General features: G+C 70.4%; 13 protein-coding genes. 5 read left to right on the top strand and 8 right to left on the bottom strand.

Translation table 11 applies throughout. From position 1 onward, the window contains the following. Positions 1 to 8: 8 nt before the first annotated feature. From QQ657_RS23840 to QQ657_RS23825, 4 genes are all read right to left on the bottom strand, one after another. Positions 9 to 1490, bottom strand: a complete 1482-nt coding sequence (locus QQ657_RS23840; protein WP_284744448.1) for a hypothetical protein — start codon at positions 1488 to 1490, stop codon at positions 9 to 11. 10 nt (positions 1491 to 1500) lie between these two features. Next, entirely contained in the window at positions 1501 to 2082 is a 582-nt protein-coding gene (locus QQ657_RS23835) for a DUF3558 family protein (RefSeq protein WP_284744447.1), read from the bottom strand. A gap of 4 nt (positions 2083 to 2086) precedes the next feature. Further along, complete coding sequence (locus tag QQ657_RS23830) at positions 2087 to 2515, bottom strand: hypothetical protein (RefSeq protein WP_284744446.1); 429 nt, start codon at positions 2513 to 2515, stop codon at positions 2087 to 2089. A 130-nt stretch (positions 2516 to 2645) separates the two neighbouring features. After that, on the bottom strand, positions 2646 to 3410 hold the full coding sequence (locus QQ657_RS23825) for an ESX secretion-associated protein EspG (protein ID WP_284744445.1): 765 nt from the start codon (positions 3408 to 3410) through the stop codon (positions 2646 to 2648). A 160-nt stretch (positions 3411 to 3570) separates the two neighbouring features. Here QQ657_RS23825 and QQ657_RS23820 point away from each other — a divergent pair, with 160 nt between their 5' ends. Next, on the top strand, positions 3571 to 3816 hold the full coding sequence (locus tag QQ657_RS23820; protein WP_284744444.1) for a hypothetical protein: 246 nt from the start codon (positions 3571 to 3573) through the stop codon (positions 3814 to 3816). Positions 3817 to 3869: 53 nt separating this feature from the next. Here the strand turns inward: QQ657_RS23820 and QQ657_RS23815 are convergent, their stop codons facing one another. Next, positions 3870 to 5789 (bottom strand): glycosyltransferase, encoded by a 1920-nt coding sequence (locus tag QQ657_RS23815; RefSeq protein WP_284744443.1) that lies wholly within the window; start codon positions 5787 to 5789, stop codon positions 3870 to 3872. A gap of 8 nt (positions 5790 to 5797) precedes the next feature. Then, the gene (locus tag QQ657_RS23810; RefSeq protein WP_284744442.1) at positions 5798 to 6268 is read right to left on the bottom strand and encodes a GtrA family protein; all 471 of its coding nucleotides are present in this window, start codon (positions 6266 to 6268) and stop codon (positions 5798 to 5800) included. A gap of 125 nt (positions 6269 to 6393) precedes the next feature. On the opposite strand from QQ657_RS23810, the gene dprE1 reads away from it, so the two are divergent. The 4 genes from dprE1 (at position 6394) to QQ657_RS23790 (ending at position 9894) form a co-directional block, all read left to right on the top strand. Further along, a complete protein-coding gene (gene dprE1 / locus QQ657_RS23805; protein ID WP_284744441.1) occupies positions 6394 to 7767 on the top strand; it encodes a decaprenylphosphoryl-beta-D-ribose oxidase in 1374 nt (457 codons plus the stop codon). Then, entirely contained in the window at positions 7764 to 8519 is a 756-nt protein-coding gene (gene dprE2 / locus QQ657_RS23800) for a decaprenylphospho-beta-D-erythro-pentofuranosid-2-ulose 2-reductase (RefSeq protein WP_284744440.1), read from the top strand. The genes dprE1 and dprE2 overlap by 4 nt, the downstream gene beginning before the upstream one ends. Before the next feature lie 89 nt (positions 8520 to 8608). After that, positions 8609 to 9223 (top strand): VC0807 family protein, encoded by a 615-nt coding sequence (locus tag QQ657_RS23795; RefSeq protein ID WP_284744439.1) that lies wholly within the window; start codon positions 8609 to 8611, stop codon positions 9221 to 9223. Positions 9224 to 9273: 50 nt separating this feature from the next. Beyond that, positions 9274 to 9894 (top strand): VC0807 family protein, encoded by a 621-nt coding sequence (locus QQ657_RS23790; RefSeq protein WP_284744438.1) that lies wholly within the window; start codon positions 9274 to 9276, stop codon positions 9892 to 9894. Here QQ657_RS23790 and QQ657_RS23785 read toward each other — a convergent pair. Both QQ657_RS23785 and QQ657_RS23780 read right to left on the bottom strand, forming a co-directional pair. After that, positions 9876 to 11393, bottom strand: coding sequence for a hypothetical protein (locus tag QQ657_RS23785; protein ID WP_284744437.1), 1518 nt, complete (start codon positions 11391 to 11393; stop codon positions 9876 to 9878). The two genes, QQ657_RS23790 and QQ657_RS23785, sit on opposite strands and share 19 nt — an antisense overlap. 71 nt (positions 11394 to 11464) lie before the next feature. Next, positions 11465 to 12166, bottom strand: a complete 702-nt coding sequence (locus QQ657_RS23780; RefSeq protein ID WP_284744436.1) for a hypothetical protein — start codon at positions 12164 to 12166, stop codon at positions 11465 to 11467. Between the last annotated feature and the right edge of the window lie 24 nt (positions 12167 to 12190).

The raw sequence follows: 12190 nt of genomic DNA, 5'->3' as shown, positions 1-12190 counted from the left end.
TTTGCCCGTTATTCGCCGATGACCGGCGGAGCGGTGCGCATGTCGGTGCCGAAGACCTCGTCGGGGTCGCCCTCGACCAGGTACGTCGGGCGCGAGTGCTCGGTGTCCTCGTCACCCTCGCCCTTCTGGCCGCGGCCCATCCCGCCGCCGGCCGCGCCACCGCGCCCGGCCGCGCCGCCCGAGCCGAGACCGCCCATCCCGCGTCCCGCGGCCGCTTCCGCCGCGCCGATGCCACCCGGCCGGGCCGCACCCGAGGCGGAACCCGCACCCGTGGAGCTGCCGGCGCCACCCGAGCCACCGGGGCCGAAGCCACCGCCGCCCCCGCGTCCGGCGCCGCCGCCGACCTTGGAGTTGTAGGCCTCGTCGCCACCGAAGTTCATGCCGCCCATCGGCATCGGGCTCATCGGCGGCATGCCACCGAAGGACTGGTTCGGGTTCGGCGTCGACCCACCGGGGATCGACCCCGGTGTGAAGCTGGACGGCGTGGTGGTGCCGGCCGGGATCAGGCCCGCGCCGGTCGTCGAGCCGGGGCCCGAGAAGTGCGGCGTGCCGGTGGTGCCGGGGATGTTCCCGGTGGTGAAGTTGTTGCTGCCGCCCGGCGTGTTCACCGAGCCGGAGCCCGGCATGTTCACGCTGGACGGGGTGTTGATGCCGCCCTTGTCATCGCCGCCGTTGGGGTCACCGCTGCCGCCACCGGTGCTGAAGCTGGGCGGCGGCGCGAAGGCGGGCTGCTTCGACGCGGCCTCGTAGAGGTTCTTGTCGTAGGTCGACATGACGCCGGCGGCCTGGTCGTGCGCCGCCTGGCTGTCCTTCTGCTTCTGGAGCGACTTGTCGACGTTGTCCGGCAGGCTGAACGGGTTCGACGTCGCCCAGGACTTGAACTCGTCGCCCCAGGAGAACGGGATCGGGGCGGGCATGGAGTTCTTGGCCGTCGACGCGGCTTGGCCCTGGTCGTAGATGGTCTCCGAGGCGAGCTTCGCGTTCTGCGAGTTCGCGTCGGACCACGTGCCGAGGCTGGTGAAGTACTTCTGGGCGTTTTGGGCCGCGGAGCCTTCCCAGGTGCCCTTGGAGGCGTTCACGGCGGTGTTCATCGACGTCGAGAACTTGTCGAAAACCTGGTGGACCTTGTGGTAGGCCGTCGAGACCTCGGACACCTGCTCGACGTCGAGGTTGCTCGCGAGGAACGCCTGGAGCTGGGTGTGGTCGGTGCCTTTGTAGTCCGCGTTCGGCGCGTTCAGGCCCTGGACGTACTCGACGTCGCGGCCCTTGGTGGCATCGGCGACGTTCTTGTCGCCGAGCTCCTGGGACTGGTTCTTGGCCTTCTGCTGCGCCACCCACTGCTGGAGCGGTCCGAAGAGCCAGTTGCCCGGGTCGACACCCTCGTCGGCCTTCTTCTGCAGGTACGCGTCCCGCTCGGCCGGCGCCATGTCCTGGACTTCTTGCGGCGTCTTGTCCGGGGTCTTCGGCGGCGGGCCCTGTCGCGTCGTCATGTGGGTTCCCCTATCCCTTCGGCAGCCGCGGTTCGACGGCGGCCTTGGCCACCGCTTCGGCGATCTGGCAAGCCTCATCCGCCGAGCCGACGCCGATCACCGCTACGTCGACCCGCGACGAATCGCCCACCGGCAGCGCGAGCGTGCACCCGTCGACCGAGCCGCCGCCGGGCGCCTCCTTCGCCTGCCGCCCGTTGATTTCCTTGTCGACGACTCCGCCGCCCGTGTCGTTCACCTGCGCGACCGACGCGGTGTCGCGGATGTTCGCGCCGATCACCATGGACTTGTCGCTCGCGGAGGCGATCTTCTTCTGGTACTTGCAGCTGCGCGCGCCACTGATCGTCTGGCTCTGCGGCGGGTTGAACTCGCCGTAGCTGCTGAGGTCGCTCATCTCGATGAGCGAGCAGGCGTCGGTGATCGACTCGGTCCCACCGCCTGCCGAGGACGACGAAGAGGTCTCCGGGGCCCCGGACTCACTGGCCGAGGGCGACTGCGCGGGAGACGCCGTGCCGCCCTGGGTGCTCGTGCACCCGGTCAGGAGGGCCCCGCCGGCGAGGAGCGGCAGTACGACTCGGAGGAGAAGTTTGGTCATTACCTCAGGCCTGCTTGGTCTGGAGCGCGGCGAAAGCGTCGTTCTCGGTGCCTTTGTACAAGCCCGCGGCCCTGGCGAGTGCTTCGTCGGCCTGCTGGGCGACCTGCCTGAGCTTTGACAGGACCTCGGTGGCCGAGCCTTCGGCCTGCGAAGCGCTCTTCTGGTCGTGCGAAGCGATGGTGTGCCCGTACGGGTGGTTGCCGAGCTTCGGGGCCTGGTCCAGCGCCATCGTGTCGAAGCCAAGGTTCGCGAGGTCGTTGACCAGCTCGGTCAAGGCGTCCCGGATCGGCTTCACGCCCTCCGGGGTGATCTTGAAACCGCCGCCCTTGGCCGCGTCGACCAGCTTCTGGGTCTCCGCCGTGACGCCCTGGATGGCGCCGAGGTTCATGATGTCCGCGAACGAGCCGCCGCCACCGCCATCGGCCATCAACATCGCAGTTTCACCCCGTATCACTCAGCCCGTGCGTGTGCACCCGGAAGTCTACTAGCCGGGCACCCTGCGCAACGGCTGTTCACCGATCTTCACTTTTGGACGTCGACGGCCGACCGCCGGTTCCCCGTGATCAGAACTGGCCTTCGAGCTGCGCGTACAGCTGCTGGGCCAGGCGGGCGTTGTCGGCCGGGGCGTAGGTTACCCAGCGCTGGCCGTCCGCGGCCGCGCGGGAGGACATCAGCCAGCGGCCGGACGGGGTGTCGAACCAGGCCAAGGGCGGGAACGCGCCGCCGCGGGTCTGGGCCGTGAACTGGCCCACGCGCTTCTTCGGCTCCTGGAACACGCGCTCGATCATGCGGAGCTGGGGGCCGCCGCCGCTGCTCTGCGAGCGCGGGCCGCTCACTCCCGCGAACGGGTCGTACGCGTCGTCGCGGCGCTGGTGGCGGGGCTGTTCGGCCGGGCGGGCGATGGTGACCGACTGGCCGGGCGCCGCCGGGGTCAGCGGGAGGAGGTCGACGATCGCCGGGACGATGCCCGTCGGGCGGACCTCCTCGAAGACGATGAGGTTCTCCTCCTGGCGGGCGAGCACCGCGAACTGGCCGTCGGACGCGACGCGCGCGAAGAGGTGCCGGTCGCCCAGCTCGGCGGCCGCGTTGATCACCACGCTCCCGCGGACGAACGTGGCCAGCGCCAGCTCGGCGTCCGCGTCGAGACGGCCACGGCTCCACATCCCGCGCCCGGACAGGTCGCGGACGACGGCGTCGCGGATCATCGCGCGCTGCTCGACGGTCGTGCCGACGTGCGGGACCTCGAACGGCGTCGGCGCGCGGCCGAATCCCAGGTGCTCCAGCAGGATGTCCACCGCTGCCAGTGACAGCGAGAACGAGTGCGGCATCGCTTCCATCCCCCCGCGGGTTCTTCCGGACTTGGGGAAAACGGTAGTCCACCCGGCCGCTGTGACAACCGGGGCTCCGCCACCCGGAGCCCCCGGAAGACAACTCCGCCCTCAGCGAACCCGCTTGCCGCGGCGAGATCGCCGCTGGTCCGATGGACGCATGGCCGACCCGAAACCCGCACTCGTGCTGCACCTCGCCACCGGCGGGGAACCGCTGCTGTTCGCACTGAAGACCGAAGGATCCGCCGAGCTGGCGGGCAAGCTCGCCCAGCTCGTGCGGACCGGCGCGGTCGAGACGGTGACCACCAAGGACCACTCGGAGGTCGCGATCAACTTCGCCCACGTGGCCGCCGCGTACGTCGACGACCTCACCCGGAAGAGCACCGTCTTCGGCATGCACGGCTGACGCACGAAGGCCGCCTCACGACGAGCGTGAGACGGCCTTTCGTGAGCCTGTCGTCAGAGCTTGTACAGGCGCTGCCAGTTCTCGCGCGAGGTGAGCTCCGGCATGGCGCGCTTGTACTGCTCCTGCACCGCCGCGCCTTCCTTGCGCAGCCGCTGGACCACCTTCGCGCCGCGCTTGGCCAGGTCGAACATCTTGACCTTGTCGTACGAGCGGACGCGGACGCCTTCCTGGTTCGCGTCCGTCACGACCGCCGTGTCGAACAGGGCGATGTGCCACCAGTTCGCCTCGTCGATCGGCACCGCACCGAGACCGAAGCGGCTGCGGCCGAGGACCCGGTCGAGCACGCGCTTGATCAGCACCAGGCGCTGCATGCTGGGCCGCGGCGCGCTGTTGATGATGCCGATGTCGTTCGAGGCGATGCCAGGGACGTCGGTGGCCTTGTGGCGCTTGGTCTCCGGGTACTGGTCGCGGATCCGGCGGATCTCCTTCATCGCCTCCACACCACCGTCACGCAGGACCTCGGGGCCTTCGAGGAAGTCCTCGACGGCCTTGATCAGCGTCGCCGACAGCCCGTACTGCATCCCCAGCAGATACCGCACCAGCTGCGCCAGCAGGACCCGGGAGAGCAGGTTGAGGTTGAACGGCGAGTGCAGCGCGGCGGTGATGATGGAGTTGCGCAGGTTGAAGTAGCGGTGCCACTCGTCCCAGTCCTTCATGTGGAAGTCCGCGTGCCACACCCCCGCGCCCGGCAGCGTCACCGTGGGGAAGCCGTGCGCGCGGGCCCGGTAGGAGTACTCCGCGTCGTCCCACTGGAAGAAGAACGGCATCGGATACCCCGTGGCCTGCACCACCTCATACGGGATCAGGCACGACCACCAGCCGTTGTACCCGGCATCGAGACGGCGTTCCTGGCGGTTCGGCTTCAGCGTCTCCTCGTCCACCCCGAGCAGGTCGGCGGTGGTGAGCGAGTGCTCGACGGGCTGGCCGGGTTCGAGGGTGTTCAACCGGGCGTATTCGGCGCCGACGTGCAGCTGGTTGGGGTGGAACAGGTTCAGCATCTGCCCGCCGACGATGATCGGGTTGGCGGCGCGGTTGGAGAACGCCGTCATCCGGATCACCAGGTCCGGCTCGAGCAGGACGTCGTCGTCCATGAACAGGACGTTGGCGTGTTCGGTGGCGGTGTGCCCGGCCACCTCGTACAGCCCGCGGGTGAACCCGCCGGCGCCGCCGAGGTTGGGCTGCTTGATGTAGTGCAGCTTGTCGGCGAGGTCCTTGGCGACCTGTTCGAACCCGTCGCGGGACTCGACCAGGTCGGTGCCCTGGTCGGCGACGTAGATCGCGTCCAGGGTCTCCAGCGACGACACATCCGCGGCCAACGCCTGCAGGTTTTTGAGGCAGTCGTCGGCGCGGTTCATCGTGCAGATGGTGACCGCGGTCGGGCGGATCTTCTCCGGCGCTTCGACCGTCCAGCGGACCTGCTCGACGCGCAGGGTCTGGCCGCCTTCGGTTTCCAGGTCGAGCCAGAGGGCGCCGCCGTCGTAGAACTTGTCCAGCTGCGAGGTCAGCGTCACCCTCGTCTGCTTGACGTCGGTGACCTGCTCGGCGGCGACCACGCGGGGTTCGCCTTCGACGTCGGAGGCGCCCATCGACAGCAGGCCGGTGCCGGTGACGACGGCCTCGACCGACACCTCGGTCACCGTGGACCAGCGCTGCCAGTAGGAGGCCGGGAACCGGCCGAAGTATGTGTTACCCGACACCTTGGAGGCGGGCTCGAGCGTGATCACCGCACGTTCCCGCACGGCCGAGCCCCATTCGAGCTCGGCGTAGAGGTCCTTGCTCACGATCGGCGCGGGGCCGGCGTAGAGACCGCGCTGCGCCGTCAGGCGACCCTGCGGAGTGTGCTCGGTGAACCGCGTCTCGGCGGCCGCGCCGGCTTTGGTGGTCGGCGCCGGGGTGGCTGTTTTACCGGGCATTGAGTTCCTCAGTTCTCCTCGGTCGACGGCTCGCGGAAGACGACCCACTTGAGCATCACGAAATTGATCACGGTGGCGGTTGCCTGCGACACGGCCCAGCACAGGGTGTGCTGCCACGCGGACTCCGGCAGCACCTGCAGCATCAGCTGGTTCACCCCGACCGCGACGAAGAACGTCACGGTGTAGAGCAGGACGAACGAGCCGATCTGCGCCTTGCCGTCGCGGCGCCCGCCGGAGAAGGTGAACTTCCGGTTCAGGAAGAACGCCGTGGTCGTGCCCACGATGAAACTGATAGCGCGGGCGACGTCGACCCACGGTGAAGTGGCCATCCCGGCCGCCTGGGTCAGCAGCGTGTACGTGCCCAGGTCGATCAGGGCGCAGAAGCCGCCGATCAAGGCGAAGCGAATGAGCTGCCCCAGCAGTCCGATATCGGACGGCTGAGCAGCTGCGATGTCGGCTTGCGGATCGGTCGCCACCACTGCATTACCTCGTTGCCTGAGTCATGGTCACCCGCGCGGGCGCTTGTGCCTTGATGCGCAAAGTGTAGAAGCGAGCACTTCAGGGTCACGTTCCGGGCGTCGTTCGGCGTGGCTACCCTGGTCGGGTGACCCAAGCACCCGACACACAGCGTCGCACGCTCACGGGCTGGGCGCGGACGGCACCGACCACCGCCGACGTGCTGAGCACCGCAGACGTCGAAACCATCGCGCGGGCCGTGACCCAGGCCGGTGAGCGCGGTGTCATCGCGCGCGGCCTCGGCCGGTCCTACGGCGACCCGGCGCAGAACGCGGGCGGTCTGGTCATCGACATGACGGCCCTGAACCGGATCCACTCGATCGACCCGGACAGCGCGCTCGTCGACCTCGACGCCGGCGTGAGCCTCGACCAGCTGATGCGCGAGGCGCTGCCCCACGGCCTGTGGGTCCCGGTCCTGCCCGGCACGCGCCAGGTGACCATCGGTGGGGCGATCGCCAACGACATCCACGGCAAGAACCACCACAGCGCGGGCAGCTTCGGCAACCACGTCGTGTCGATGGACCTCATCACCGCGGACGGCAACGTCCGCACGCTGACACCGGAGGGCCCGGACGCCGAGCTGTTCTGGGCGACCGTCGCCGGCATCGGCCTGACCGGCATCATCACCCGGGCCACGATCCGGATGAAGAAGACCGAGACCGCGTACTTCTACGTCGACGCCGACCGCACGGCGAACCTCGACGAGACGCTCGGCCTGTTCACCGACGGCTCGGACCTCGGCTACGACTACTCGATGTCGGTGCCGGACCTGATCTCCTCCGACGGCAGGCTGGGCCGGGCCACGTTCTCGCGCGGCTCCCTGGCGACGCTGGACCAGCTGCCGCCGAAGCTGCGTGCCGAACCGCTGAAGTTCGACGCGCCGCAGCTGCTGACGCTGCCGGACGTCTTCCCGAACGGCCTGGGCAACAAGCTCACCTTCGGCTTGATCAACGAGCTGTGGCAGAAGACGGTGCCCAAGAAGGGCGCGCGCGGCAAGATCCAGAACCTGACGCAGTTCTACCACCCGCTCGACATGATCAGCGAGTGGAACCGCGCCTACGGTTCGAAGGGCTTCCTGCAGTACCAGTTCTCCGTGCCGTTCGGCGCGGAAGACCAGCTCAAGGCCATCTGCCGCAAGATCGCCACGTCGGGCAACTACTCGTTCCTGAACGTCCTCAAGCGGATGGGCGACGCGAACCCGGCCCCGATGTCGTGGCCGTCGCCGGGCTGGATGCTCAGCGTGGACTTCCCGATCAAGAACGGCCTGAGCCGGTTCTGCACCGAGCTGGACGAAGACGTCCTGGCCGCGGGCGGGCGGCTGTACACCGCGAAGGACTCGCGCACCTCGCCCGAGACGTTCGCGAAGATGTACCCGCGCCTCGAAGAGTGGCGCAAGGTGCGCGCCGCCGTTGACCCCGAAGGCGTTTTCGCCTCTGACATGAGCCGGAGGCTCGAGCTGTGATCGACGCTGTTGGCAACCCCCAGTCCCTGCTGCTGCTCGGCGGCACGTCCGACATCGCGCTGGCGATCGCGGAGAAGTACCTGGCCGAGAAGCCGCTGCGGGTCGTGCTCGCGGCCCGTCCCTCGCCGCGGCTCGACGCGGCCGCGCAGCGCCTGAAGGACAAGGGCGCCGAGGTGTCCACTGTGGACTTCGACGCGACGGACCTGGCGTCGCACCCCGGCGTGCTGGACAAGGCGTTCGAGGGCGGCGACGTCGACGTCGCGGTCGTGGCCTTCGGCCTGCTCGGCGACCCCGAAGAGCTCTGGCAGGACCACGCGAAGGCCGTCGAGGCCGCGACGGTGAACTACACCGCCGCCGTGTCCGTCGGCGTCGCGCTGTCGGAGAAGCTCAAGGTCCAGGGCCACGGCACGGTGATCGCGCTGTCGTCGGTGGCCGGCGAGCGCGTCCGGCGGTCCAACTTCGTCTACGGCTCGACGAAGGCCGGTTTCGACGGGTTCTTCCTGGGTCTCGGCGAGGCTCTCGCGCCGCACGGCGTGAAGGTGACGGTCGTCCGCTCGGGCCAGGTCCGGACGAAGATGACCGACGGCCTCAAGGACGCCCCGCTGACGCAGAACGCGGACCAGGTGGCCGAGCAGGCCGTGGCGGCGGCCCGCGCGGGCAAGGACCTGATCTGGGCGCCGGCGCCGTTCCGGCTGGTGATGTCGGCGCTGCGGCACGTCCCGCGGCCGATCTTCCGCAAGCTCCCGATCTGACGTCTCCACCCGGAGGTTGAGGCGGGGTTCCATCCGGGCCCCGCCCGCACGCCGATGTGGTCGCCGGGCAGTCGCCACAGACTGTCACCATGACGACCACGAACAGCAAGCAGGCCGGGCTGACGATGCTCCTCCGCGACGTCGCGCTCCCGATGGCCCTGTACTACGTCCTGCGTTCCTTCGACGTCGACGCGTTGTGGGCACTGCTGGTCAGCGCCGTGCCACCGGTGCTGCGGACCGGCTACGTCCTGGTGCGGCACCGGCGGATCGACCCGGTCAGCGCGTTCGTGCTGGCCGTGCTGCTGATCAACGGCGCGGTGGCGGTGTTCTCCGGTGACCCCCGGCTGCTGCTCGTCCGCAGCGCCTGGATCACGCTGCCCCTCGGCGTGGCGATGCTGGCCAGCCTGCTCATCGGCCGCCGTCCGCTCCTCTTCCGGGCGGTGTGCACCCTCCAGCCCGCCCGCGCCGGTGAGCTCGAACAGCTGTGGGGCCTCTCCCCGGCGTTCCGGCAGCGGTGGCGCACGGCGACCCTGGGCTGGGGTGCCGGGTGCGTCCTGCTGGCCTGCGCGGTCGTCGTGATGGCGTTCACGCTGCCGGTCGACATCGTGCCGATCCTCGACACCGCGCTGACCGTCGGGACCGTGGTGCTCGGCGCGAAGCTCACGCGGCAGCGGATGGGCATCAACCGGACGGTGGATGCGTAACAGCCGGCTCGACGATGTTGCCGGCGGCGCGGATCCCCGATGCTCAGGGCATGCTCGGCACACTGCTCTGCGACATCGCCGCCCCGGTCGGCGGCTACTACCTGCTGCGGGCGTTCGACGTGGCCCCGATCTGGGCGCTGACGTTGAGCGGCCTGCCGCCCGCGCTGCGGGTGCTGTACCTGGCGGCGCGGCACCGGCGGGTCGACGGCATGGGCGTGTTCGTGCTGGCGATCGTGGCGATCGGGTTCGCGACGTCCCTGCTGACCGGCGACGCGCGGCTGCAGCTGGTCCGCGGTGCGTGGTTCAGCGTGCTGATCGGGGTGTGGATGCTGGCGAGCCTGCGCGTCGGCCGCCGGCCGACGACGTACCAGGCGACCCTGGCCCTGCTGCCGGGCCGGGCTTCGACGCTGGAGGCCCGCTGGGCGGACACGCCGTCGTTCCGGCGGGTCTGGTGGGTCCTGACGGTCGTGTGGGGCGTCGGCGGGCTCCTGCACAGCGCGGGGAGCATCGCGATGGCGTACACGCTGCCGGTGGACGTCGTGCCCGGGCTCGACACCGCGTTGTCGATCGGGAGCTTCGTCGTGCTCCAGGTGATCACGCAGGTGCTGCTGGCCCGGGAAGGGACGATGAACCGGATGTTCCGCGGCCGCGCTCAGCTGCCGGCCGCGTGAGCGGGCATCAGGTACAGGTTCTGGGTGCCCATCCACGGTGAGTCGATCCGCCAGCTCGCCAGCGCCGTCGGGGGTGGCGTGCGCCGCGTCGTCGCCAGGACCAGGTCCGGGCTGATCGGGGCGACGCTGTGGTCGAAGTTGTGGAAGTTGGCCTCCAGCAGCGCGCGGCCGAGGTCGCCGCTGCGGCGCTTCGTCTCCGCGATCGCCGGGTCGACCGCGCCGCGGTCGGAGAACTCGTCCACCAGTTCGCAGTCGCACGCGTACGCCAGCGCGCCGACCTCGCCCGCCGTCTCCACCTTGCGGCCGTGCGCGATCGAGGCCAGTTCCTGGCCGATCTCGCGGTACTCCGTCGTCGACGCGTGGTTGCTCGTGATCGGCGCGAACTGGCGCGGGAGGCCCGGCAGCGCGTACACCACGACGCTCGCCGCGAGGACGCCGCCGACGAGCGTCCACGTGCCGCGGCGGAAGCGTTCCGGCACCGCGCACGCGCAGGCCGCCAGGAAGATCGTCGCGCCGATGATGCTCGGCGCGTAGTACCAGTGGTACGGCGGCACGCCGAGCCGGCTGTACGCCACGTAGTGCAGCGCGCCGGCGACGGCGAGCGCCGCGAACGGCGTCAGGCGGCGGGCCACCTCGGACCCGCGGCGGTACTGGACGATCCAGAGCACGCCCACCAGGCCGGCGAGGGGCAGCGGCAGGAACGACAGCGCGGCCTCGGCCGGGAAGTTGCGCCAGTACAGGAGCGGGCCGTTCGTGAAGCTGAACGGGCCCCACGACTGCTGGCTGATCTTGATGACGAGCGTGTCCGGCACGGCCGAGCCGAGCACGACCCAGCTGAACCCGAACCACGGCAGCGTCACCGCGAGGGCGGCGAACGCCGTGCGCCAGATGCCGGTCCAGAACTCGCGACGGGCGGCGAACAGCACCGCCGCGATGAGCAGCAGGTCGATCCGGACGAGCGCGAGCAGCCCGATCACGACGCCGAGGCGGCCCGCCTTGCGCTCCCCCGCGTAGACCAGCGTCCAGACGACGCCGGTGGCGCCGAGCGCGACCTCCAGCCCGACCGAGGACAGCAGCAGCGGGTTGACCAGCAGCAACGCGAACGTCACCGGCGCGAACGCCGCCGGCAGCCCGGTGCATTCGCCCAGCCGGCGCAGGCCGAGGACGAGCAGCACCTGCGCGGCGACGAACACGATCCCGGCGGCCAGCACGGCGTCGCGGACGAAGAACGTGACCGCGGCCAGGACCAGGACGTTCAGCGGGGACGTCGCGGTGTTCGCCGTCCCCTGTTCGATCAGGCCCCAGTGGGCGTGGAACGCCAGGTTCTTCGCGTACGAGAGCGTGATGTAGGTGTCATCGATGAGATGGCTGCTGACCAGGGCGAACACCAGCGCGGAAGCCGTCGCGGCCCCCGCCGGCAAGGCCCACGAGCGGGCAAGGGGCACGGCCGCCGACAGCGCGGTGGCGGCCTTGGGGAGTTCTGCGGAGGCGCTTCGCATCCCGGACACCGTACCTCGCCCGTGATGATTCCGTGATCTGAGCGAGGTACGGGTGGCTCAGACCACAGTGGTCAGATGCCGTTCCCGGGGCCGGAGTTGTTCGAGTTGCCGGAGTTGCCGGAATTGCCGCCGCCGCGGCCGGGGAAACCGCGGCCGTCGGGCCCCTGGTTGGGGCCGTTGTACTGGCGATGGATCCCCGGACGGTCGCCGCGGGGGCCGTGGCTGGTCGCGGCCGCGATCCCGCCGACGATGCCGCCGCCGATCAGCAGGCCCAGGACGCCGACGGCGACGAGCTGCGTCGCGCGGTGGCCGACGAACCGCCGGAAGCCGCCGGGCTGCCGTGGGGCGGCCTGGGGCGGGCCCCAGGCGCCGTAGGCCTGGCCGGGACCGGGCTGGGAGAGCTGCGGGGTGGGCGGAGCGGCTTGGCCGGATGCCTGCGCGGCGTTCGGCAAGGCAGTGGTCCCGGGCGCGGCGGGCGGCTGCTGACCCTGGTCGGTCGCCTGCGCGGCGTTCGGCAGGGCAGTGGTCCCAGGTGCGGCGGGCGGCGGCTGCTGGCCGTGCACGGCGGTCGGGTCGGCCGCCGGCGCGGCGGCGGGCTCGGCCTGCGCAGCGGGGCTCTGAGCTGCCGGCTGCTGCGTGGTCGGCTGGTCGGCCGCGGGCGTCGCCGGTGCGTGGGTGGTGGGCTGGTCGGCCGCGGCCTGCGCCGTGGGCTGCTCGACGGTCGGGTGGTCGGCCCCTTCCGGGACCTTCTCCTCGCGCGGCTGGTCGTTCATCGTGGCTCCTGTGGTCACGGGGAC

The organism is Amycolatopsis ponsaeliensis, from assembly GCF_030182635.1.
GTDB lineage: Bacteria > Actinomycetota > Actinomycetes > Mycobacteriales > Pseudonocardiaceae > Amycolatopsis > Amycolatopsis ponsaeliensis.
The sequence above is the reverse complement of the archived record's forward strand: the minus strand, read 5'-3'. Positions and strand labels throughout refer to the sequence as shown.